Raw genomic sequence first — 22,789 nt, 5'->3', positions numbered from 1 at the left:
TTGCAAGGTGTGCAAGTTGGTCAGGTGCGCGGGGGGTGGTCGCGTTCCGGGAGGCCGACCCGCAGGGCCACGCGGTCCAGATAGAGCAACTGCGCGGCGATCACGCCCAGGACGAGCAGGATCAGCAGCCACACGGGCATCAGTTGCGCGAATGGCAGGCTGTCGGTTGCCGGGTTGTAGGCCCGGCGGGTGTACTCCTGCAGCAGCACGCCCTGCGCGGTCGAGTGGTCGCCGCTGCCGGTGATCAGGGGCCAGATCAGGTTCTGGGACTGGACCAGCCACGTCGCCACGTACGCCAGACCCAGCATCGGCAGTGCCGGCAGCAGGACGCCGGTCCACGGGGCGCGGTGACCCTCCTGCAGCAGCACCTCGCGGCGCTGGGCCTGGCCGCGGAAGAGCAGCGCCAGGATGAACAGTGCCGGGATCGCGATCCGGGACGGCGGGATCAGGCCGAGGAAGGAGTTCAGCCGGTCGGCGGTGGCGCCGGCGGCGAAGTTGCGCAGGGCGAGCGGTGCGGCGCCGACGAACAGGAAGAGGCCGAAGGGCATCAGCAGCCACTCGCTGTGCCGGCCGAGGGGGCGCAGGCCGCTGATGCCGAATGCGGCCAGGGCGGCGACGGTGACTCCGATCAGGGTGGAGATCACGGGCGGCAGCCAGGTGTTGACCCAGGTGGACTGGACGCCGTCGCGGCCGCTGTCGGTGATGCTGGACAGCCACGGCGACAGGCCGGACCAGACGGCGCCGAGCGTGCCGAGCAGCAGGACGCCGCCGACGATCCAGGCGACCAGCGGCGGGCCGCCCTTCGATGCCGGCGGGGACGACGGCGGTGCCGGGTCCACCTCCAGGCGGGTGCCGGGCAGGATCACCAGGAGCGTCGCGATCACGCCGAGGAGGATCAGGGGCACGAGGAGGGTCATCGAGGTCGCCGCGCCGACGCCGAAGCGCATCATGGCGAAGGAGGTCTCGTACATGATGCGGGCCGGCGTGACGTCGTCCCGGGAGCCGAACCCGCCGACGAAGGAGTACGTGAAGTCCTGCAGCGTGGCCGCGAGGACGGTGAGGACGGCCAGGCCGGCGACGACGAGCGCGGCGGGGACCGGGCTGCGGGTCGAGTCCAGGGTGCGGCGGCGCAGCGCGGCCAGGTACGCGGTCGCGGCCAGGGCCATCACCAGGCCGAACGTGCCCAGCCAGTACGCCACCCGGACGGACGACCCGTGCAGGCTGAGCGCGATCGCGACCGGCACGAACGCGGCGATCGGCAGCGCGAGGGCGATCCGGACGACCCAGCGGGCCCAGGTGCCGCCGGCGTGCGCGGCCCAGGCGAGGGCCGGCGCGAGCAGCAGGACCAGCAGGAGCGGCACGACGGCGAGGCTGAGGGCGAACCAGTGCGCGTCGGCGAGACCCTGCGAGTACGCCGCGTCGTAGTTGTCCCAGCCGACGCCCTCGCCGCCCGTGAGCCGGATCCCGCTGAACTTGCGGAAGCTGGAGGTGACCGTCCAGTACAGCGGCTCGACGTAGGAGGTGAGCAGGAGCACCAGCGCGGGCAGGGTGAGGACCAGCCCGACGGCGACCTGCCAGCCGGGACGGGGCGGTGCGGGCCGGAGCATCGTCGGCTGGATCGTCATCCGTCAACGATATGGATAAATCCGGCCACGCGCCTATCGGGAGAGGATCGCGGTCACCCCTTGTCCACCCGCGGCGCAGATGGAGATGAGGCCGCGGCCCGAGCCGCGTTCGGCGAGCAGCTTCGCCAGGGTGGCCACGATCCGGCCGCCGGTCGCGGCGAACGGGTGGCCGGCGGCAAGGGACGAGCCGTTGACGTTGAGCCGGGAGCGGTCGATAGCGCCGAGCGGCTCGTCGAGGCCGAGGCGCTCCTTGCAGAACGTCGGGTCCTCCCAGGCCTTCAGGGTGGCGAGGACCTGCGAGGCGAACGCCTCGTGGATCTCGTAGAAGTCGAAGTCCTGCAGCTTCAGGCCGGCCCGGTCGAGCATCGCCGGCACGGCGTACGTCGGGGCCATGAGCAGGCCGTCGCCACCGTGGACGAAGTCGACCGCCGCGGTCTGCGCCGTGTCGAACCAGGCGAGCACGGGCAGGTTCCTCGACCTGGCCCACGACTCGGACGCCAGGAGCACCACCGCCGCGCCGTCGGTCAGGGGTGAGGAGTTGCCGGCGGTCATGGTCGCCGACGGGCCGCGACCGAAGACGGGTTTCAGCGCGGCGAGGCGCTCCAGGGACGTGTCCGCCCGCAGGTTCTGGTCGCGCTGGAGGCCCAGGTACGGCGTGACCAGGTCGTCGAAGAACCCACGCTCGTACGCCGCGGCGAGGTGCTGGTGCGAGGCGAACGCCAGCTCGTCCTGCTCGGCCCTGGTCACGCCGAACTCCAGGGCGGTCAGCGCCGCCGAGTCGCCCATCGACAGCCCGGTACGGGGCTCCGAGTTGCGCGGGATGTCCGGTTTGAGCTGGGTGGGGCGCAGCTTGCTCACGGCGCGGAGCCTGGCGCCGAGCGACCGGGCCCGGTTGAGCTCCATGAACACCCGCCGCATGTCCTCGTTGACGCCGAGCGGCGCGTCGGAGGTGGTGTCGACGCCGCCGGCGATGCCCGCCTCGATCTGCCCGAGGGCGATCTTGTTGGCGACGAGGATGGCGGCCTCGAGACCGGTTCCGCAGGCCTGCTGGACGTCGTACGCCGGAGTCCGTGGGTCGAGGCGGGACCCGAGCACGGATTCACGCGTCAGGTTGAAATCGCGGCTGTGTTTGAGCACCGCACCGGCCGCGACCTCGCCGAGTCGCTCCCCTGCCAGCCGAAATCGTGCTACCAAGCCATCTATAGCGGCCGTCAGCATGTCCTGGTTTGATGCAGTGGCGTAGGCACTGCCCGAGCGCGCGAAGGGGATGCGATTACCGCCGACGATCGCCACTCGTACCGGGGCCATCGGAGTCTCCTTCAGTGCGACAGGGCAGCCTGGCGCTACCCTACTCGTGAGTAGGTTAGCGCGTTTGTTGTGACTGGGGAGGCACTGCAATGACCGATCGCTACGCCAACTTCGCCCACTCGGGCGCCGGGAAGTTCTTCATCAGACGACTCGGCCTGCCCGACCCGCCGAAGCTGCGCCGGCACGATCCGAACACACCGCTCATCGACGGACAGGTCCTCGTCAACGGCGGCGGGCGCCTGGTCGAACCGGTCCGCAAACTGCTGGAGAAACTCGGCGCGCCACTGGAGGGACCTACCGCCGCCCTCGTGTTCGACGCCACCGCCATCGTTGATATCGACGGCCTGCGCGCCCTGTACGACTTCTTCCACCCGCTGATCCGCACCCTGCGCTCCAGCGGCCGGGTGATCGTCTTCGGCAGCCCGCCCGAGCTGTGCGCGACCGCCCGTGAGGCCACCGCCCAGCGGGCCCTGGAGGGCTTCGTGCGCTCGGTCGGCAAGGAGATCGGCCGGGGCGGCACTGCGCAGCTGGTCTACGTCGCGCCCGGCGCCGAGGAGGCGATCGAGTCGACGATGCGGTTCCTGCTGTCGGCGCGCTCGGCGTACGTGTCCGGGCAGGTCGTCCGGGTCGGCCCGGCCGCCGTCGACGTCCCCGAGGACTGGGACCAGCCGCTCGTCGGCCGGACCGCGATCGTCACCGGCGCGGCCCGCGGCATCGGCGCCGCCATCGCCGCCGTGCTCACCCGCGACGGCGCGCACGTGGTCTGCCTCGACGTGCCCGCCGCCGGCGAGGACCTGACCCGCGTCGCCAACGACCTGAAGGGCACCGCGCTGCAGCTCGACCTGACCACCGAGGACGCGCCGCGCCGGCTCGCCGACTTCATCGCCACCCGGCACGTGCACGCCGACATCTTCGTCCACAACGCCGGGATCACCCGGGACAAGACCCTGGCCCGGATGGACGCCGACCAGTGGCAGTCGGTCCTCGACGTCAACCTCGGCAGCCAGGAACGGATCAACGACGTGCTCCTCGCGGAGAACCTCCTCGGCGGCAACGGGCGGATCGTCGCGGTCTCCTCCGTGTCCGGCATCGCGGGCAACCGCGGGCAGACCAACTACGCCACGTCCAAGGCCGGCGTCATCGGCCTCGTCCAGGCCCACGCCCCGGCGCTCGCCGCGGCCGGCTTGACCCTGAACGCGGTCGCGCCCGGCTTCATCGAGACGAAGATGACCGCGACGATGCCCATGCTCATCCGCGAGGCGGGCCGCCGCATGAACAGCCTCTCGCAGGGCGGCCTGCCCGTCGACGTGGCCGAGACGATCGCGTGGCTGGCCCACCCGGCGTCCGGCGGGGTCAACGGCAACGTCGTGCGGGTCTGCGGGCAGAGCCTGCTGGGTGCCTGACATGTCAGAAATGCCCAGGCTGGGGCCGCTGTACCGGGCGGCGGCACTGCGGCGCGGGGTCGCGGCCGACCCCGCGCTGCCGTCGCGCGAGGTGACCGTCGACGGGGTGACCGTCGACCGGGCGCACCTGGCCGGCTACAGCCGGGTCTGCGGCTTCCGCCTGCGCGACGAACTGCCCGCCACCTATCCGCACGTCGTGGCGTTCCCCCTGGCCATGGCGCTGATGACGGGGCGGGACTTCCCGTTTCCGCTGCTGGGCCTGATCCACGTGGCCAACCGCATCGAGGTCCTCGGTCCGCTACAGTCCTCCGCGTCCTTCGCGTTCGGGGTACGGGCCGAGGCGCTGCGCCCGCACCCCCGCGGCACGCAGCTCGACGTGGTCACGACGGCTACGGTCGACGGGGCGCTCGTGTGGCGGGACACGTCCACGTATCTGCGGCGCGGTCCCGGCGCCCCGGCCGAGAAGGGTGCCCTGCCCGATCCGCCGGCGCCGAACGCGGTGTGGCGGGTGCCGCGGCGGGTCGGGACCGACTACGCGCGGGTCTCCGGGGACCGCAACCCGATCCACACGTCGCGGGTCCTCGCCAAGGTGTTCGGCTTCCCGCGCACGATCGCGCACGGTATGTGGACGAAGGCCCGCTGCCTCGCGGCCCTCGAAGGCCGGCTGCCCGACACGTACAGCGTCGATGTGGCCTTCAAACTGCCCGTCCTGCTGCCCGCAACGGTGGGCTTCAGCGCTGTGGCGCAGGGTAGTGGCTGGGATTTCGGGGTGCATGATGAGCGTTCCGGCAGACCACATCTGACCGGGCTCGTCAGGTAACCAGCCACAGCCGGGCGTTTCGGGAGGCAAGACCGTGCAGACGCCGACCGAAGCCGCCGACCCCGACGTGACGGACACCGTCCCGGCGCGGGTGGCGCCGCACCGCGGCCCGCTGCGGCGCGGGCTGAGGTCCGGCTGGTTGCCCGTGGGGCTGCTGTGGGTCGCGACCACCGCCGCGCTGTGGTTCTTCGAGGTCCCGCCCACCACGACGATCGTGTTCACGCTCTACCTGACGCTCGGCGTCGCGCTGCCGGGCACGCTGTGGTGGCGGTTCCTCGGCCGCGGCGGCGGGTTCTTCGTCGCCGACGTCGCGGCCGGGCTCGCGCTCGGCTACATCGGCGAGGTCTTCGTCTACGTCGGCGCCCGGCTGCTCGGCCTGCCGCTGCTGGTGCTCGCCTGGCCGGTCGGGACCGTCGCGGCGTTCCTGGTGATCCCGTCGCTGCGCCGGCACTGGCGCGGCGCCGCCGACGCGCCCGTGCCACCCCTGCTGTGGCGCTGGTCCCTGACGGCGATCGCCGGGATGACGCTGCTGTGGAGCTTCAAGTTCTACCGGCTGTACGGGTTGCGGTACCCGTACAACTCGACCCCCGACACCGACTCGACCTTCCACCTCGCACTCGTCGGCGAGGCCAGGCACCACATGCCGATGATGGTCCCGTGGATCACCGGCGAGCCGCTCTGGTATCACTGGTTCGTCTACCCGGAGATCGCCGCGTCCAGCTGGGTGACCGGGATCGAGCCGCAGGTCCTGCTGCTGCGCCTGTCGATGCTGCCGATGCTGATGGCGTTCGCCGTGCTCGTGGCCGTGCTGGCCCGCAAGGTGACCGGCGGCTGGTGGAGCGGGGTCGCGGCGAGCGCGCTGACGCTGTTCGTGCTGTCGCCCAACCCCTACCAGTGGGTCACCGGGGAGTTCTACACGAACCTCGCGTTCAGCGCCCTGGAGGACGGCTCGTCGCTGCGGCTCACGGTGTGGAGCGGGCCGACCCAGACCTTCGGCGCGCTGCTCATGGTGCCGCTGATGATCGTGCTCATCGACCGCCTCCGGGAGCGGCGCGACGGCCGCGGCTGGGCGCTGTTCGCGGTCCTGCTCGCCGGCGTCATGGGCGCCAAGGCCACCTATCTGCCGCTGCTGGGCTGCGGCCTGCTGCTGGCCGTCGGGGCCGAGCTGCTGCGGCACCGCACGCTGCACCGCGGCGCCCTGACCGGGCTCGGCATCACCGCCGCCGGGCTGGTCTTCTCGCAGGTCGTGCTGTTCGGCGGCACCAGCCAGGGCACGGCGTTCAAGCCGCTCACCACGCTCATCACCGGGGGGCTGGGCGGCAGCACCGGCTATGCCGCGGGCGAGGTCACCGGCCGGCTGCTCGTGCTGCTCGTGCTGCTGCTGTGCTGCTGGGCGTGCATCTGGGCCGGCCTGGCCGGCCTGCTGCGCCGCCGCCTGCCGGAGCCCGCCGTGGTGACCATGATCGGCATCGGGGTCGCCGGTGCCGGCGCCACCCTCCTGACCGGCCAGTCCGGTGACAGCCAGCGGTTCTTCATCGAGGCGGCCCGGCCCTACCTGTCGGTCGCGGCGATCGTCGGACTGTGGTCGCTGCTGCCCGCCGGCCGGTTCACCGCCCGGCGGGCGTGGGCGCTGATCGGGTTCGTCGCGCTCGGCGTGGTGGTCACCCAGGTGATCCAGGCCGGCGGCAGCGATCACCTGCCCACCGTCGGCAACACCGGCTCGTATGCGGCGCTGACCCGCGCCGTCGTGCTGCCCTACGCGGCGCTCGCCGCCGTCGCGGTCGCGGTCACCGCCGCGCTGATGCTCGCCCGGCGCCGCGTGCCGGCCGTGCGCGGCATGGTGGTGGCGCTGGTCGTGGCCCTGCTCGCGGGGTACGGCAGCAACGCCAGCCTCCAGAACTACGTCACGATCCTGCGGGACTCGACGCACGCCGGCTGGAAGAACGTGGTCAAGGGCGACGAGATCGTCGCCGACGGCGTCCTGGAGGCCGGCCGATGGCTGCGCGACCACTCCGACCCCGACGACCTCGTCGCCACCAATGCGCACTGCCAGCGGTGGAACAAGGAGTGCACGAATCTGCACTTCTCGATGTCCGCGTACAGCGAACGGCGCATGCTCGTGGAAGGCTGGGGCTTCACCACAACCGCGCACGCCGAGGCGGCCCGGCTCGGCACCTGGGTCGGCCACGTGCCCTACTGGCGCCACGAGATCCTCGCCGACAATGACGCAGCGTTCCGTGACCCATCACCCCAGCGGGTAGGTCTGCTGCGGGACCGTTACGGGATACGCTGGCTTTTCGTTGATGAGAGTCAGGACAACGTTTCGCCGCGGCTGCCGGAATTTGCTACCGAGCGTTATCGGTCAGGGGTCGCCGCGGTGTATGAACTGCCGTCGGCATGACCGCTCACCGCGAGGCAGGCTCCAGCAGTGACCCGAACCAATCAGCTCAGCGTTCCATTCAATAAGGCCTATCTCACTGGTAACGAGACCAGCTACATGAAGCAGGCGATGAAAGGCGGGCCACTCACCGGGGACGGTCCGTTCACCAAGCGCGCGAGCGCCCTGCTCACCCAGATCCTGGGGGCGAAGCACTCGCTGCTGACCACCTCCTGCACGCACGCGCTGGACATGACCGCGCTGCTGCTCGACCTCGAGCCGGGCGACGAGGTCATCGTGCCGTCGTTCACGTTCTGCTCGACCGCCAACGCCTGCGCCCTGCGCGGCGCCGTGCCGGTCTTCGTCGACTGCCGCCCCGACACACTCAACCTCGACGAACGCCAGGTCGAGGCCGCCGTCACCGGGCGCACCAAGGCGATCGTGGTCGTGCACTACGCCGGCGTCGCGGTCGAGATGGACGCGATCGAGGCGATCGCCCGCAAGCACGGCCTCGTCGTCATCGAGGACAACGCGCACGGCATCGGCGGCACCTACCGCGGCCGCAAGCTCGGCTCCATCGGCGCGATGGCCACCCAGAGCTTCCACGAGACGAAGAACGTCCAGTGCGGCGAGGGCGGTGCCCTCATCCTGAACGACGACACCTACTTCGAGCGGGCCGAGATCATCCGCGAGAAGGGCACCAACCGCGGCCAGTTCTTCCGCGGCATGGTCGACAAGTACCGCTGGATCGACATCGGCTCGTCGTACCTGCCCTCGGACCTGCTCGCCGCGTTCCTCACCGCGCAGCTGGAGCACTTCACCGACATCCAGCGCCGCCGCAAGCACATCTGGAACAGCTACCACCAGCGCCTCGCCACCTGGGCCGTCGAGCAGGGGGTCGCCCAGCCCTCGGTCCCCGACGACCGGGAGCATCCCGCGCACCTCTACTACCTGCTCCTGCCCGACCTCGACAGCCGGCAGCGGATGCTCAAGCACCTCCTCGGCCACGGCGTCCTCGGCACGTTCCACTACCAGCCGCTGCACCTCTCGCCGGCCGGCATGAAGTTCGGGCGCACAGGCCCGGAGGGCTGCCCCGTCACCGAGGACGTCGCGGACCGCCTGCTGCGGCTGCCGCTCTACGGCGGCATGGCCGACGCCGACATCGACCTGGTCATCGGCGCCGTCGAGTCGTTCCACCCCCGCGGATGACGAAGATCCTGGACCCCGCCGTCCCGCCGGCGACCCGGTCGTGGCCGGTGCGCACCGCGGTCACGCTCTGCCAGGACCGCCGGGTGCGATACCTCGCCGTCGGCGGCGTGTCCGCGGTCTCCTACTACGGGTTCTTCGCCGGCGCGTACCTGCTGACCCGCGATCACGTGCACTACCTGATCCTGACGATCATCGCCAACCTCGTCTGCGCCGTCGTCACGTATCCGCTGCAACGGCAGTTCGTGTTCCAGTCGACGGGCCCGGTCATCTCCGGGTTCCTGCGGTTCTACGTGATCTGCCTGTGGGCGCTGGGGTTCACCATGTTCGGGCTGCCCCTGCTCGTCGAGGTGTGCCACGTGCCGGTCCTGATCGCCCAGCTCATCCTGATCGTGGCCGCCCCGCTGATCAACTACCAGCTCAGCAAGCTCTGGGCGTTCCGCCGCTGACGTCGGTCAGCTCCCGCATTCGGGTCGCCCCGTTCACGTGCTCGCGGATCACGTACGTCGGCCGCCCCATGCCGTGCGCGTGCACCCGGCCCAGGTACTCGCCGAGCACCCCGATCCCGATCAGCTGCGCCGACGAGAACACCGTCACCAGCGACGCGATCGTCGTGAAACCGGCCACCGTCGTGTCGCCGACGAAGTACAGGTAGATCAGCCGGCTCGTCAGCGCGAGACCGCAGATGCCGATCAGGAACCCCAGGTACGTGACCAGCCGCAGCGGCTTCGTCGAGTACCCGAGGATCATGTTCACGGCGTGCTTCAGCAACGACCGGAACGTGAACCCCGACCGTCCGTCGGTGCGCTGGTCCATGCGCACCGTCGTCGAGCCGACGCGGGTCGTGGTCCAGGACAGGACGATGTCGACGGAGACGTGCGGGCCGTTGACCTGGTCGAAGCCGGCGCGCAGGAACGTGCGGAAGATGCGCAGGGCACCCAGCACGTCGGCGTTGGGGATGCCCATCGTGCCGCCCAGGACCAGGTTCTTCGCGCCCCACGACGTGATGTTGCGGAAGGCGCCGTGCTCCTCCTGCTCGGAGACCGCGTAGACGACGTCGAGGTCGTCGGTGAGCGCGGCGACGAGCTTGGGCAGCTCCTCCGGCGGGTGCTGGAGGTCGTCGTCCATGGTGATGATGCGGTCGAACGAGGCGGCGCGGATGCCGGCGATGAGCGCGTTGTGCTGGCCGTAGTTGCGGGCCATGCGGATCGCCTGGACGTGCTCGTACTTGACGGCGAGCTGGCTCGCGGCGTCCCAGGTGTCGTCGGTGCTGTCGACGACCAGGATCACCTCGTGATCCGGCGTGATGCCGGGCAGCACGCCGTTGAGCCGCTCCACCAGCGTCGGAAGGATGCGTGCGGAGCGATAGCACGGAACGACGACGGACAGTGACACGGTGCTGAGCTCCTCACAGACGTACAACGAGCGTGATCCGGACGGCCTGGACCGTTTCCGTCAGGCCTGGGACCGTTTCCGTCAGCCTGGACCGTTCCGTCAGGCCTGGATCGTGATGATGCGGGTGAACTCGTGGAGCAGGTCGAGGCCGTCCCAGGTGCCCGCGAAGGTCAACGCCTGACCGAACGGCACGATCCGGTCGAGGCCGCGGCCGGCCAGGGTGGTGACGAAGTCGTCGAGCTCCGACATGGTGAAGCCGTACTGGCTGAGCGTCTGATCCTTGCGCTGGATCGCCGGGGCGAGCTCGGCGAGAGAGTCGACGGTGACGTGGCAGATGGTGCCGGCGCCGAGCCAGCGCCGTTGCACGTCGCCGAGGCCGCGCAGGGACACGTTGGCGACGGCGTTGCCGTTGAACAGCACTTTCGTGGCGGCGCCGGACGCGGCGAGGCCGTATGTGGCGACGTGCTTCTCGACGGCCATTGCGGGGTCGACGTCCCAGCCGCGCCGCGCGACGACCTCGGCGAGCAGCTCGTCGAACTCGGCACGGGCGGCCGTCACCGTGTCTGCCGTCGCCGTGTCTGGCTTCACCGCGTCTGCCGTCGCCGTGTCTGGCTTCACCGCGTCGGGCTTCACTGCGGCGGGGCTGATCCAGAACAGGTTCCGGGGCGAGGAGCAGGCGGCCTGGTCGAACCAGTACAGGTCGTTGGCGAACCCGTCGACCGCCGCCCGCCGCTGCTCCTGCGTGGACGCCTGCCAGCCGGCGACGCAGATCGCGGCGAACGACGACCGGTCCGGGAACGCGAGGTCCCTGGCCAGGGGCCGGATCGGGTGTCTGCGCAGCTCGTTGACGGACTGGTCGCCGCCCCACAGCACCCGCAGGTCGCAGGCGCCGATCAGGGCACCGGTGACCGCGTCGTCCCGGTCGTACGTGATCATGCGCTGGGTCTGGGCGATCGCCGGGTGGGCGACGGCGAGGACGTCGTTGAGCGCCTCGAGGACGGTCTGCGCGGCGCCGGCGGCGCGGGCCGAGACCCGCACGATGTTGTGGTTGCCCGCGAGCGCGGACAGCGCCCACGAGTACACGAAGATCGTGTCGACGTTCGCCGGCGGGAAATGCAGGACGAGGCCACGCGGCGCGCGGCGCTGGCCGGCGACGCCGTCGCCGAGGCGCTCCACCGCCCGGGCCAGCTCACCCTTGCGCAGGAAGAAGCCCAGCGAGCCGAGCTCCGGGTGGCGGCGGGCGAGGTCGGGCTTGAGCAGCCGCCGGGAGAACGCGATCAGGAAGTCGCGGACCCGCTCGTCGCCGACGGTCAGCCGGCCGCCGGCGGGCTCGTCGGTGATCTCGGCCAGGAGCCGCTCGGCGGCGACATCGTCGGCGGCGGCGATCGGGAAGACGCTCTTCACGACGCACCCACCAACGTGTCGCTGCAGCCCCGGGCCTCGGCGCGGGGCAGCCGGCCCAGGATGGAGAAGCGTTTGCCGGGCCAGGCGCCGTCGTCGATGCCGTCGATCACGCCCAGGTCCTCGGTGAGCAGCAGGTGGCCGGGGTACGACTCCGGCAGCGTGCTGATCACCTCGACGAGCCCCGGCCGGCCCGGCGGCAGCGGCTCCCATGTCTGCGGGTCGCGGATCACGACGTCGGCGAAGTCGGGGCAGTACAGCGAGGTGCCCTCGGGGCCTTCGAGGTACACGACGCCGATCTGCTCGACCATGCCGTAGAAGTTGTGGATGCGGGTCAGCCCGGTGTCGACCCGGAACGCACGGCGGAACTCGGCGTTGTCGACCTGCTGATCGGCCAGCTTCTTCCAGCCGCCGGAGTGGACCAGGATCCCGTTGCTCAGGTCGAGGCAGTTGGCGCGCGCGAGTGCGTACAGGTGCAGCCACACCATGAACGTGAACCCGAAGACCAGGAACGGCCGGCCGCCGTGCCTCGCGAGGAAGCCACGGACCGCCTCGAGGTCGGGCCGACCGTCCTCGTCGAGGGCCCAGACGTGGTCCCGGCCAAACGTGATCATGCCGAGCACGCCGGCGCCGCGGGCGCTGAACGAACGGCGGTTCCTGATGATCGCGGTGGTGTCGACGACGAGCATCGGCAGCCGTTTCGGGCCGAGAACCGACTGCAGGGTCTGGCCGAGCATCCTGGTCTGCGCCGCCGCGGCCGCCCTGTCCAGGTGGATGCGGCTGACGTCGCCGGTGGTACCACTGGAGGTCAGGACCTTGAACACCTCGTCGTCGGGGATGCTCTTGAGCTCGTGGGTCTTGAACAGCCGGACCGGCAGCCAGGGCAGGTCGCTGATCCGCGCATAGTGGCGGCCGGGGCCGTTGCCGGTCGCGGCGAGGATGTTGGCGTACGCCGCGCTCCGCGCCCGGTGCCGCTCGGTCAGCTCGACCAGGCGGGGCAGCAGCTGCGCCTCGCGGTCCGGCTGCGGCAGGGTGAACACGCTCATCGTGCGGACTCCAACGCTCGGTAGTCGACCTTGCCGTTGCTGAGCAGCGGCAGCGCGGGGACGCCGCGCAGCTCGAGGCCCGACCAGTGCAGCTTCAGCCGGTCCGCGAGCACGTTCACCCGCGCGGCCAGCTCCTCGGCGGTGGCCCCCTCGACGAAGACGACGACCTTGTCATCGCCGGCGATCGCGGCGACCGCGCCCGGTCCCCCCGCGGCGGCGAGCCGCTCGATGTCGTCGAGGTTGAGCCGCACGCCGAACACCTTGCCGAAGCGCTTGAGCCGGCCGTCGATGAAGAGGTACCCCTCCTCGTCGAGGTGGCCCAGGTCGCCGGTCTCGAGCAGGCCGCCCTGCTCGTCGCCGCGGGCGAGGTCGGCGGCGGTCTCGGCGTAGCCCATCATCACGTTGGGCCCCCGGTAGAGGACCTCGCCGACGACGCCGGGCTCGGTGGTCTCGGTGCCGTCCTCGAGCCGCACGGTGAGCCGGCCGCCGGGCACCGCGGGCCCGACCGAGCCGAGCTTCTCCGCGAGCCGGTCGGCGGGCAGCGTGGTGAGCCGCGGGGCGGCCTCGGTCTGCCCGTACATGACGAACAGCCGGCCGCCGGCGGATGCCATCCGGTCGTGGAAGTCCCGGACGAGCTCGGCCCGCAGCCGGCCGCCGGCCTGCGTCAGGGTGCGCAGGCTCGGGTAGCGCCACGGGTCGAAGCGCAGGCGGCGCAGCATCTCGTACTGCGACGGCACCAGCGCCAGCGAGGTCACCTTGTGCTCGGTGACCGCCGGCCAGAACGACCGGGCGACCAGCCCCCCGGACTCCACCACGACGGTCGCGCCGGCCGCGAGGTGCGTGTTGAGCACCGACATGCCGAAGCTGTAGTAGAACGGCAGGCTGCTGACCGCGACGTCGGCACCGGTGATGCCGAGCGCCTCGATGATCGCCGTGGTGTTGGCCAGGATCGCGGCCCGCGAGAGCCGGACGAGCTTCGGGTTGCCGGTGGAGCCGGACGTCGCCAGCAGCGTCGCGAGGCCGGGGTGCGCGACGACGCTCGACGGCTCGTCCCGCTCCCACAATTCGTCATTGCGGCGGGTGTACCCCCGGTGCCCACCCGACGGGCTCCTGAGCTCGCCCGACGGGCTCCTGAGCTCGCCCGACGGGTTCCTGTGCTCATCCAACGGGCCCGTGCGCTCGTCCGGGCTCCTACGCTCGTCCGATGGGCCCGTGTGTTCAGCCAACGGGCCCGCGTGTTCGCCCGACGAGCTCCTGCGCTCGTCCGGGCTCCTGCGCTCGTCCGGGCCTGTGCGCTCGCCCGACGGGCCCCTGCCCTCGCCCGACGGGGGCGGCCCGCAGACGGCGGCGGGCTCGAAGCGGTCCACGAAGTCGGCGAGGGTTTCGGCGGGCAGGCCGGGGTCGAGCAGCGCGAGGGGCCGTCCCGCCTCGAAGGCGCCGATGTAGCGGACGATCGCCTGGACGGTCGTCGGGGTCCGCAGGAACACCACGCCCGGGACCAGCTCGGCGAAGCCGACGACGGCGGCGTGGACGGCTTCCCGCAACGGCACACCACTGAGCTCGGCGCCGGTCGCGGCATCGATCAACCTGGCATCGGGATGCAGCAAGGTCATGCCGTCACCCCCACAAACGCACTGGCGTCGTCGAGGTGGACACGGACTTTCCTCACCGTACAGCATCCGAAAAAACTGTCCGAAATGCCGTATACGACGCCATCACGTTGTGTCATACGACCAGGCCACCGTCTACACCGATCACCTGGCCGGTGACGAACCTCGCCGCGTCGGAGAGCAGGAACGCGATCACGTCGGCGACGTCCTCGGGCTCACCGAGGCGGCGCAGTGCTGTCGACGCTACCCGCTCGGCGCGACCGGCCTCATCGAGGGACTCCAGCATCTCGGTGGCGATGAATCCCGGCGCGACCGCGTTGACCCGGATGCCGGCCGGGCCGAGTTCCTTGGCCGCGGCGCGGGCGAACCCGGCGACGGCGGCCTTGGTCGCGCCGTACACGACCTGACCGGCGGCACCGGCGGTGCCCATGACGGAGGACAGCAGCACAATGGCGGGCGCCTTGCCGCGGCGCAGCAGTTTTATCGCGCCGTTGACGGTGTGGACGGCGCCGACGGCGTTGACCGCGAACAGCCGCTCAATGGCGGCGTCGCCCATCATGCCGAGCAGGCCGGCCTCGTGCATGCCGGCGTTGACGACCACGGCGTCGAGGTGGCGGTGCCGTTCGAAGACCAGCCGGAGCATCGTCTTGACCTCGGCGGCGTCGCCGACGTCGCCGTGCACGACGAGCGGCTCGGCGCCGAAGTCGGCGGCCAGTTCGTCGGCCGTGGTCTTGGCCGAGCCCTCCCGCATGCCATGGAGGACCAGCTGGTAACCCTCGGTAGTGAGTTTCCGCGCCACCGCCCGGCCGATCCCCCGTGAGGATCCCGTGACGAGCGCGACCCTGGCGTCAGTCGAAGAATGCAACGTCGTGCTTTCCGAGAATCTCGACGGCCCGGTCGAACGAACTGAGGTCGATCACCTCATCGGTGTCAATCATGACGTCGAACGCGTCTTCGATCTCGCCGACCAGGGAAAGGTGTGCCAGCGAGTCCCACTTCTCGATGCCACGATATTCGAGCTTGTCGACGTCATACTCCTCGGGCAGCGCCAACGCGGTGCGGAAGGCGACACGAAGTCGATCGAGATTGCTCATCAGCTCGGGGTCCTGTTCGATCGGGAAAGCACGGCTGACATCCGCGGCAAGTGTACCGTTTGTACCGTTGTCCGGTCTTTTAATGACTCACGCCGCCCAATGGGAGGTTTCCAGGTGATGCGCGAAGCCGACGAATCGGACGTCGAAATCATCCGCCGCTGGCGAAATCACCCGAAGACCCGCGGTGCCAGTATCCACACCGCATTCATCACCCCAGAGGGTCACGCTCAGTGGTGGGCAAAGGTCCAGTCGGACCCGTCCCGCCGGGTGCTCGTCTTCTCGTACAACGGCCATGACTGCGGTGTCGTGACGTTCAACGACCACGACGAGGTCTCCGGCACTGCCGAGTGGGGGTTCTTTCTCGACGTTGACGGGCTGGAGGCGCGCGGCGAGCTGCTGCCCGCATGGATGGAGCTGGAGAAGGCCTCGGTTGCGTACGCCTTCGACGAGATGAAGCTCACGTCCGTCGGTGGCCGTACCCTCGCGTGGAACAAGCAGGTCATCGCCCTGCACCGGCGCTTCGGCTTCGTCGAGGTGCCCGCACGGCGGTACACCACCGAGATCGACGGGGTCGACCAGCTAGTGGTCTGGACGGAGAGGTCCCGCTAACACGCCGGCAGCCTTCCCGGGGCCATGCGCTCCTCGGGGTCCAGGGCGAGTTTCAGCCGGACGGTCGCGTCCGACAGCTGGCTCGGGCCGTAGGTCTCCACGAGTTCGCGCAGGTCGGCCGGGGCGCGCAGCAACGTGCAACCACCGCCGCCGCGGGCCATCAGGACGGTCCGGGCGGCGGTGAGCATCCCCGCGAGCCGCTCCGCCGCGATGCTGCCGGGCAGGGCCACGTGGGCGATGCCCGCCCCGACCGAGCCGCGGACGGGCACCGGGATGCCGGCGGCGTCGCGCAGTGCGTACACGACGGCGAACAGCTCGCTGGGCTGACCCCAGATCTTCAACGTCACGTCGTCGGCGTCGAACGGGTAGCGCCCCCACCAGTCGGGCGGCGCCTGTTCCACGGCGGCGCCGCCCCCGAGTAACCGGGCGGCGGCCTCGGCGCGGGCGGTGGCGCCGGCGCGGCTGCCTTCGAACAGGGCGGCGATCTCGGCGGGTCGGCCGGCGCCGCCGGGCAGGTCGGCCTCGATGCCGGCGGCGCCGAGCGACGAGGAGACCAGCGCCTCGGTCAGTTGCTGCACCTCGCGCGGGGTCGACACCGGGCGCACCACCCAGGCCCTGGCCGCGGGCAGCGGCTCCAGCCGGACGGTCGCCTCGGTGATCACGCCCATCGTGCCGAACGACCCGCAGATCTGCCGGGCCAGGTCGTGCCCGTCGACCTGGCGCTCCAGGCTGCCCTCGTCCAGCGCGACCCGCACCCCGGCGACGAGGTCACGGGGCGAGCCGAACCGGTGGCGCAGCGGGCCGGCCTCATTGGTGGCGAGCACTCCGCCGAGAGTCGCGCCGGGCGAGGCGACGTCGAGCGGGAGCCGTTGACCCTCTCGCATCAGGTACGCCCGCAACGCCCGCATCGGGGTGCCGGCGGCGACTGTCACAACGAGCTCGTCGGGCGCGTGGTCGAGCACGCCGGTCAGGCGGCCGAGGTCCACCAGGACGTCGACGTGCGCGGGCGGGAGTCCCCAGTCGAGTTTGGTGCCGGCGCCCGACGGCACGATCGACAGCCCCGCCGCGGCCGCGGCGCGCAGCACGCCGGAGACCTCCTCGGCGGTGCCGGGCGCCACCACCCAGCTGGCCGGAACGCCGTCCACCCTGTCGGCGGGGCCGGCCTCCCACACGTGCTCCGGCCCGCACGCCTCCGCCAGCACTTCGATCACGCTCACCGCAGCCCACGCTTCCCTGCTCACGGTCCAGCACCAGCTGGACCGTCCGACGAGACGACCACACGGGGAAGTGCTCGCCGGCGGGATTCGCGGCAGCCAGGGCAGACCGGTGAGGGCACGCTCCAGGCTTTCCCAACGACGCGTTCAACAATGATCGAGCGCCGGAACGATGCACATGGTGCATCAAGCGACATCGAACATGTGTTCGAAAGCGTAGTCGGTCCTTACTTCAGCCGCAACTGCTTCCGCAGGAATGCCACCCGATCGGCGCTCGCCGCGTCGAACCCGACGAGGTCGTGACCGGTGTCGTAGTCCTTGCGCTCCTTCGGCCCGGCGACGCCGTTGGCGAGTTCCGCGCGCTCGGCCTCCGGGATCACCGTGTCCTGCTTGCCGAACTGCAGCAGGACCGGCTTGCGGCCGGTCACCGCGACATATGGCGTCGCATCGAATCTGGACAATGCATCCAGGTAGGCGTGCCAGTCCGCCGGGACCGGTGGCTGCCTGACCATCCATCTGGAGATCCGGCTGGTGCCGGAGGCGAGCACGCTCGCCGTGATGCGGGAGTCCACGCCGTACAGCACGGCGCCCAGCACGGCACCCCAGCTGTGCCCGGCGAACCCAGCCCGCGATCCGTCGCAGTCCGTGCGGCGGATCAGCAGGTCGAAGCCGCGGCGCAGGGCAACCACCGAGTCGGCGACCACCTTGCTGTCCGCGACCGGATCGCCCGACGGCTTGAGCGGCAGCTCCGGCACGAACACGAGCACACCCAGCCGCGCCACCGCCATGGCCTCGTTGAGCAGCGTGTCGCGGTTGCCGTCGCTGCCGTGCGCGTAGACCACGGCGGGCAGCCGGCCGGTGAACTTCTCGGGACCGACCACGTAGGCCGGGATCTCCTCGCGGCCCCTGGTGTCGGAGTACGTGATGTCCTCGAGGATCACGCCGTCGCCGGTCCGCTTGTCCGTCAACTGGGCATTGAGCGTGGCCTTGGCGTCGTAGTTGAAGAGCTTCTTGAGCTCGGCGACCGGCACGGGGACGGGCACGTACACCGAGGGGTCGAACGTGGAGGACGGTTGGACCGCGCCGGAGGAGCCCGGCGCCGCGCCGCCCTTCACGTCAGGTGCATTCGACTCCCCGGCGCACGCTTGGACCAGCATTCCTGCCAGTCCCGCCACCCCGATGTGCAACACCCCGCGACGCCGCACCGCACTCCTCCATGGGCTCGCCCGAACTTCGAGACCATGACGGTACCGGTGTCGCTTTCTCCTACAGGACAGACCGCCGGGTTCGCCCCTTGGTTGCTCGTGTTTCTGTTTTTCGTGGGGTGTCTTCTGGGGACGGACGCGCCGGAAAGTGTCGGGGGGTGCGGGTAACGTCTTGAGCGTGACTTCAGGTGTGACGGGCGTTCAGCCGCCGACGGCGAAGCAGGTTCCGCACGAGCGGACGCACCACGGCGACACCGTGGTCGATGAATACTTCTGGCTCCAGGACAAGGAAGACCCAGACACGGTCGCCTATCTCGAGGCCGAGAACGCGTTCACCACCGCGGCGACGGCGCACCTGGCGAGTCTGCGCGAGACCGCGTTCAACGAGATCAAGTCCCGCACCAAGGAGACCGACCTCTCGGTGCCGACCCGCAAGGGCGGCTTCTGGTACTACACACGCACCGAAGAGGGCAAGCAGTATGGGATCCACTGCCGGGTCCCGGCCGCCGCGGGCCAGACCACCCCGCCCGAGCTCGGCGACGGCGGTGCCCTGCCCGACGAGCAGATCCTCCTCGACGGCAACGAGCTGGCCGGCGACTCCGAGTTCTTCGCGCTCGGCACGTTCGACATCAGCCCAGACGGCCGCCGCCTGGCCTACAGCACCGACTTCGCCGGCGACGAGCGCTTCACGCTGCGGGTGAAGGACCTCGAGACCGGCGAGCTGCTGCCCGACACGGTCGAGGACGCGTTCTACGGCTCCGCGTGGTCCGGCGACGGCTCGACGCTGTTCTACATCACCGTCGACGAGGCGTGGCGGCCCAACCGGATCTGGCGGCACGCCCTCGGCACCACCGGCGAGGACGTGATCGTCCACGAGGAGACCGACGAGCGGTTCTGGGTCGGCGTCGACCTGACCCGTTCCGAGCGCTTCATCCTCATCGACATCCACAGCAAGATCACCAGCGAGGTCCTGGTCATCCCGGCCGACGCCCCGACCAGCCCGCCGCTGTCGATCGCGCCCCGCCGGCAGGGCGTCGAGTATTCGGTGGAGCACCACGGCCACCGGTTCCTGATCCTGCACAACGACGGCGCCGAGGACTTCGCGCTGTCCTACACCTCCGCCGACGCCCCCGGCGCCTGGATCACGCTCATCGAGCACGAGCCCGGCACCCGCCTGCTCGGCGTCGACGCGTTCTCCGGCCACCTGGTCGTCTCGCTGCGCCGCGACGGGCTCACCGGCATCCGGGTCGTGCCGCTGCACGGCGCCGCGCCGTATGACATCGCCTTCCCCGAGCCGATCTACTCCGCCGGCCCCGAGGCCAACCTCGAATACGACACCACCTCCTTCCGCCTGCACTACGTCTCGCTCGTCACGCCCGACTCGGTCTTCGACTGCAACCTCGACAGCGGCAAGCTGACCCTGCGCAAGCAGAAGCCGGTCCTCGGCGACTTCGACCCCGCCCGCTACGAGCAGCACCGCGAGTGGGCCCTCGCCGAGGACGGCACCCGCGTCCCGATCTCGATCGTGGCCCGCGCCGGCACCCCCCGCGACGGCTCGGCCCCCGCCGTCATCTACGGCTACGGCTCCTACGAGGCCTCGATGGACCCCTGGTTCTCGATCGCCCGCCTGTCGCTGCTCGACCGCGGCGTCGTCTTCGCCGTCGCCCACATCCGCGGCGGCGGCGAGATGGGCCGCCGCTGGTATGACGAGGGCAAGCTCCTGGCCAAGAAGAACACGTTCACCGACTTCGTCGCCTCCGCCGAGCACCTGGTCAAGGCCGGCTGGACCTCGTCGGACAAGCTCGTCGCCCGCGGCGGCTCCGCCGGCGGCCTACTCATGGGCGCTGTGGCCAACCTCGCCCCGGAGGCCTTCGCCGGCATCGTCGCCCAGGTCCCCTTCGTCGACGCGCTCAACACCATCCTCGACCCGTCCCTCCCGCTGACCGTCACCGAATGGGAGGAGTGGGGCAACCCGCTCGAGGACCCTGAGGTGTATGCGTACATGAAGTCGTACACGCCCTATGAGAACCTCACGGCCCGCCCATATCCGGCAATCCTGGCCGTGACCAGCCTCAACGACACCCGGGTCCTGTATCACGAGCCGGCCAAGTGGGTCGCCCGCCTGCGCACCCTCTCCCCCAACTCCGACGTGCTGCTGAAGACGGAGATGGGGGCCGGTCATGGTGGGCCGAGCGGGCGGTATGACGCTTGGCGGGAGGAGGCCTTCATCACGGCCTGGGTCCTGGATCGGGTCGGCCTCGCCTGACCAGCCACGCCCTTCAGCCTGACTGAGCGCCAGCACGGCCGCCGCCGAGCCCGCCACACCGGCGGGCCGGCGGCCCAGCCCCGCCCGGCATCACGGGCCCGGCATCACGGGCCCGGCATCACGGGCCCGGCATCACGGGCCCGGCGTCACGGGCCCGGCGTCACGAGCACGCCCGGCGCCACTGGTCGGCTCCACGGGCAGGCCCGGCACCACGGGTCTGGCACCACGGGCAGGCCAGACATTACGGACGAGCCCGGCACACCAGCGGTTCGGCGGCCGCTACGCCCGGCATCACAGATGAGCCCGCATCGTGGGCGGGGCCACCGTGTCACGGCTCGCTGGTGTGGCGGAATCGGCGTTGTCGCTGACCGGAAAGGCGTCTTTGCACGCTTGCTCCGCTTCGGGAGTGAATACTTCCGGTGATCGAAGTCGCGTCCTGGCCATCCACGCAGCCAGCACACAACTTCGATCACGTCACGACAGCACGGACGCCGAAACAGAGCCGACAAAGCGGACGGAACGACACCCTGGCAGCGTTCGAGCCAGACGGCACGCCGGCAAGACAGGCGTTTCGCGCGCTGTTCCGCTCCAGAAGTGGATCTTGTCGATGATCGAAGTCGCATCCTGGTTATCCACACGGCCGGCACGCGACCTCGATCACGCTGCGGCGGGGCGGACATCCAGACAGGCCTCGCGAAGGGGACAGGACGGCGCCCTGACGAGTGCCGCACTGGGCGGCATGTCGCAAGATCCCCACATCGGCATCTCCGGAGGCGCATCGGCTGGCTCGGAGGTGCAGGTCCGTTTCGTTCTCTTTGTTGGACCCGTCAAAGCCGCCGCACCTGGTGATCAAAGTTCTGGGCCTCGGCGGTGGTGTCCGGTGCGAAACGGCGCGGTCGGGGCATGTCGGGCGAGTCGTGACGGGCGTCCCGGAGAGGGATGAGGTTGGGGGTGGGGACAAGCCTGACGGATGTCCACAGCGAGATGTCCCCAGCTGTGGATAACAACGCCGAAACCTGTGGATGAGCGCGGGCGCCCCTGTGGATAACCACGTGGAGTACGCCCGGGATCCACCTGCGTGTTGCCTGGTTGTCACGCAAACGGTGGGGACAGGGGTCGATCTGTGAGCGGGAGAAGGTGGCGATGCCCACAGGTGTTACCCACAGCCTGTGGATAACTGCTAGTCGGTGAAAAGGGTGGCGGCCAGGCGGGGGTCGATGTTGCCGCCACTGACGACGGCGACCGTGCGGCCCGCGGGGAGTTCGTCGCGGTGGTGCAGGACCGCGGCGGTGGCGGCGGCGCCGCTCGGCTCGGCGATGAGGCGGCCGCGGCGGGCAAGGACCTTCACCGCGTCGAGGATCTCGTCCTCGGCGACGGTGACGATCGCGTCGAGGTGGGCGCTGAGGTGCGCGAGGGTCAGCTCCGACAGCGGGGTCCGTAGGCCATCGGCGACGGTGCTGAGCATGCGTTGCTCGGGCCAGATGCGCACGACGCCGGCGGCGAGGCTCTCCGCCGCGTCGGCGGCGACGGCCGGCTCGACGCCGATCACGGCGACGTGCGGGGCGAGGGCCTTGATCGCGGTGGCCACGCCGGAGGAGAGGCCGCCGCCGCCGACGGGGACGACGACGACGTCGACGTTGGAGAGGTCCTCGAAGATCTCCAGGCCGACGGTGCCCTGGCCGGCGATGATGTCGGGGTGGTCGTAGGGCGGGATCAGGCTCATGCCCCGCTCGGTGACGAACTGCTTGGCCACCGTCTCGCGGGAGGCCTGCGGGACGAGGATGACCTCGGCGCCGTAGCCTCGGGTCGCCTCGATCTTCAGCGGGGTGGACACGTCGGGCATGACGACGGTGACGGGGATGCCGAGGGCGCGGCCGGCGTAGGCGAGGGCCTGGCCGTGGTTGCCGGAGGAGTGGGTGACCACACCGGCGCGGCGGTGGTCGAGGTCGAGGCGGTGCAGGGCGTTCGTCGCGCCGCGGAGCTTGAACGCGCCGATCGGCTGGAGGCTCTCGGGCTTCAGCCACAGTTCGTCGGCCCAGGAGCACGGCAGCAGCGGGGTGCGGACCACGAGACCGGAGATCCGCGCGGCGGCGTCGCGGATGTCGTCCAGGCGAACGAGGTCTTGCTGGGTGGCGGTCACGGGGTCATCTTGACAGTCCACGGGCATGATCACCCTCCTCGCATCCGGCGAATGAGAGATCCATAACGTC

At 70.6% G+C, this 22,789-nt stretch carries 18 protein-coding genes; 7 read left to right on the top strand and 11 right to left on the bottom strand.

The features are described from left to right. Positions 1-20: 20 nt before the first annotated feature. Positions 21-1,625: a sugar ABC transporter permease gene (locus ACFPIJ_RS13835; protein ID WP_380115175.1), complete on the bottom strand. Its 1,605-nt coding sequence runs from the start codon at positions 1,623-1,625 to the stop codon at positions 21-23. 33 nt (positions 1,626-1,658) lie between these two features. After that, entirely contained in the window at positions 1,659-2,933 is a 1,275-nt protein-coding gene (locus ACFPIJ_RS13830; RefSeq protein ID WP_380115174.1) for an acetyl-CoA C-acetyltransferase, read from the bottom strand. A gap of 89 nt (positions 2,934-3,022) precedes the next feature. Between ACFPIJ_RS13830 and ACFPIJ_RS13825 the strand changes: the two genes are divergently transcribed. From ACFPIJ_RS13825 to ACFPIJ_RS13805, 5 genes are read left to right on the top strand one after another with little or no spacing between them, the layout of a single operon-like run. Continuing rightward, positions 3,023-4,336, top strand: coding sequence for a 3-oxoacyl-ACP reductase (locus tag ACFPIJ_RS13825; protein ID WP_380115172.1), 1,314 nt, complete (start codon positions 3,023-3,025; stop codon positions 4,334-4,336). Position 4,337: 1 nt separating this feature from the next. Next, positions 4,338-5,156 carry a MaoC/PaaZ C-terminal domain-containing protein gene (locus ACFPIJ_RS13820; RefSeq protein WP_380115170.1) on the top strand — a complete coding sequence of 273 codons (819 nt, stop codon included), beginning with the start codon at positions 4,338-4,340 and terminating at the stop codon, positions 5,154-5,156. A 34-nt stretch (positions 5,157-5,190) separates the two neighbouring features. Further along, positions 5,191-7,557 (top strand): hypothetical protein, encoded by a 2,367-nt coding sequence (locus tag ACFPIJ_RS13815; RefSeq protein WP_380115169.1) that lies wholly within the window; start codon positions 5,191-5,193, stop codon positions 7,555-7,557. Between the two features lie 27 nt (positions 7,558-7,584). Continuing rightward, a complete protein-coding gene (rffA, locus tag ACFPIJ_RS13810; protein ID WP_380115167.1) occupies positions 7,585-8,742 on the top strand; it encodes a dTDP-4-amino-4,6-dideoxygalactose transaminase in 1,158 nt (385 codons plus the stop codon). After that, the gene (locus ACFPIJ_RS13805) at positions 8,739-9,188 is read left to right on the top strand and encodes a GtrA family protein (RefSeq protein WP_380115166.1); all 450 of its coding nucleotides are present in this window, start codon (positions 8,739-8,741) and stop codon (positions 9,186-9,188) included. Before rffA ends, ACFPIJ_RS13805 begins: the two co-directional genes overlap by 4 nt. On the opposite strand, the gene ACFPIJ_RS13800 is transcribed toward ACFPIJ_RS13805, so the two are convergent. The 6 genes from ACFPIJ_RS13800 to ACFPIJ_RS13775 form a co-directional block, all read right to left on the bottom strand. Then, positions 9,160-10,134: a glycosyltransferase family 2 protein gene (locus tag ACFPIJ_RS13800; protein ID WP_380115165.1), complete on the bottom strand. Its 975-nt coding sequence runs from the start codon at positions 10,132-10,134 to the stop codon at positions 9,160-9,162. The genes ACFPIJ_RS13805 and ACFPIJ_RS13800 overlap by 29 nt on opposite strands. A gap of 99 nt (positions 10,135-10,233) precedes the next feature. Continuing rightward, the gene (locus tag ACFPIJ_RS13795) at positions 10,234-11,538 is read right to left on the bottom strand and encodes an acyl-CoA reductase (RefSeq protein WP_380115164.1); all 1,305 of its coding nucleotides are present in this window, start codon (positions 11,536-11,538) and stop codon (positions 10,234-10,236) included. Continuing rightward, entirely contained in the window at positions 11,535-12,581 is a 1,047-nt protein-coding gene (locus ACFPIJ_RS13790) for a LuxE/PaaK family acyltransferase (protein WP_380115163.1), read from the bottom strand. Before ACFPIJ_RS13790 ends, ACFPIJ_RS13795 begins: the two co-directional genes overlap by 4 nt. After that, complete coding sequence (locus ACFPIJ_RS13785; protein ID WP_380115161.1) at positions 12,578-14,194, bottom strand: AMP-binding protein; 1,617 nt, start codon at positions 14,192-14,194, stop codon at positions 12,578-12,580. The genes ACFPIJ_RS13790 and ACFPIJ_RS13785 overlap by 4 nt, the downstream gene beginning before the upstream one ends. A 112-nt stretch (positions 14,195-14,306) precedes the next feature. Beyond that, a complete protein-coding gene (locus ACFPIJ_RS13780; protein ID WP_380115160.1) occupies positions 14,307-15,056 on the bottom strand; it encodes an SDR family NAD(P)-dependent oxidoreductase in 750 nt (249 codons plus the stop codon). Then, complete coding sequence (locus tag ACFPIJ_RS13775; RefSeq protein WP_380115159.1) at positions 15,040-15,285, bottom strand: acyl carrier protein; 246 nt, start codon at positions 15,283-15,285, stop codon at positions 15,040-15,042. Before ACFPIJ_RS13775 ends, ACFPIJ_RS13780 begins: the two co-directional genes overlap by 17 nt. A 117-nt stretch (positions 15,286-15,402) precedes the next feature. Here ACFPIJ_RS13775 and ACFPIJ_RS13770 point away from each other — a divergent pair, with 117 nt between their 5' ends. After that, on the top strand, positions 15,403-15,894 hold the full coding sequence (locus tag ACFPIJ_RS13770; protein WP_380115158.1) for a GNAT family N-acetyltransferase: 492 nt from the start codon (positions 15,403-15,405) through the stop codon (positions 15,892-15,894). Here ACFPIJ_RS13770 and ACFPIJ_RS13765 read toward each other — a convergent pair. Together ACFPIJ_RS13765 and ACFPIJ_RS13760 are read right to left on the bottom strand one after the other, a co-directional pair. Then, positions 15,891-17,111, bottom strand: a complete 1,221-nt coding sequence (locus ACFPIJ_RS13765) for an FAD-binding oxidoreductase (protein ID WP_380115157.1) — start codon at positions 17,109-17,111, stop codon at positions 15,891-15,893. The two genes, ACFPIJ_RS13770 and ACFPIJ_RS13765, sit on opposite strands and share 4 nt — an antisense overlap. 224 nt (positions 17,112-17,335) lie before the next feature. After that, positions 17,336-18,313, bottom strand: coding sequence for an alpha/beta hydrolase family protein (locus tag ACFPIJ_RS13760; RefSeq protein ID WP_380115156.1), 978 nt, complete (start codon positions 18,311-18,313; stop codon positions 17,336-17,338). Between the two features lie 190 nt (positions 18,314-18,503). Between ACFPIJ_RS13760 and ACFPIJ_RS13755 the strand changes: the two genes are divergently transcribed. After that, positions 18,504-20,579, top strand: coding sequence for a S9 family peptidase (locus ACFPIJ_RS13755; protein WP_380115213.1), 2,076 nt, complete (start codon positions 18,504-18,506; stop codon positions 20,577-20,579). A gap of 1,180 nt (positions 20,580-21,759) precedes the next feature. On the opposite strand, the gene ACFPIJ_RS13750 is transcribed toward ACFPIJ_RS13755, so the two are convergent. Further along, positions 21,760-22,719 carry a threonine ammonia-lyase gene (locus ACFPIJ_RS13750; RefSeq protein WP_380115155.1) on the bottom strand — a complete coding sequence of 320 codons (960 nt, stop codon included), beginning with the start codon at positions 22,717-22,719 and terminating at the stop codon, positions 21,760-21,762. Positions 22,720-22,789: the final 70 nt, after the last annotated feature.

Origin of the sequence: Dactylosporangium cerinum (genome assembly GCF_042653625.1) — a bacterium.
In the GTDB taxonomy this organism is placed as follows: domain Bacteria; phylum Actinomycetota; class Actinomycetes; order Mycobacteriales; family Micromonosporaceae; genus Dactylosporangium; species Dactylosporangium cerinum.
Note: the sequence above shows the minus strand (reverse complement) of the source record. Positions and strands in the feature narration are given on the sequence as shown.

What these genes read in the sequence shown, in the direction of transcription:
- ACFPIJ_RS13835 (WP_380115175.1), bottom strand. Translation starts at nt 1,625, where the DNA reads ATGACGATCCAGCCGACGATGCTCCGGCCCGCACCGCCCCGTCCCGGC.
- ACFPIJ_RS13830 (WP_380115174.1), bottom strand. Translation starts at nt 2,933, where the DNA reads ATGGCCCCGGTACGAGTGGCGATCGTCGGCGGTAATCGCATCCCCTTC.
- ACFPIJ_RS13825 (WP_380115172.1), top strand. Translation starts at nt 3,023, where the DNA reads ATGACCGATCGCTACGCCAACTTCGCCCACTCGGGCGCCGGGAAGTTC.
- ACFPIJ_RS13820 (WP_380115170.1), top strand. Translation starts at nt 4,338, where the DNA reads ATGTCAGAAATGCCCAGGCTGGGGCCGCTGTACCGGGCGGCGGCACTG.
- ACFPIJ_RS13805 (WP_380115166.1), top strand. Translation starts at nt 8,739, where the DNA reads ATGACGAAGATCCTGGACCCCGCCGTCCCGCCGGCGACCCGGTCGTGG.
- ACFPIJ_RS13790 (WP_380115163.1), bottom strand. Translation starts at nt 12,581, where the DNA reads ATGAGCGTGTTCACCCTGCCGCAGCCGGACCGCGAGGCGCAGCTGCTG.
- ACFPIJ_RS13785 (WP_380115161.1), bottom strand. Translation starts at nt 14,194, where the DNA reads ATGACCTTGCTGCATCCCGATGCCAGGTTGATCGATGCCGCGACCGGC.
- ACFPIJ_RS13775 (WP_380115159.1), bottom strand. Translation starts at nt 15,285, where the DNA reads ATGAGCAATCTCGATCGACTTCGTGTCGCCTTCCGCACCGCGTTGGCG.
- ACFPIJ_RS13770 (WP_380115158.1), top strand. Translation starts at nt 15,403, where the DNA reads ATGCGCGAAGCCGACGAATCGGACGTCGAAATCATCCGCCGCTGGCGA.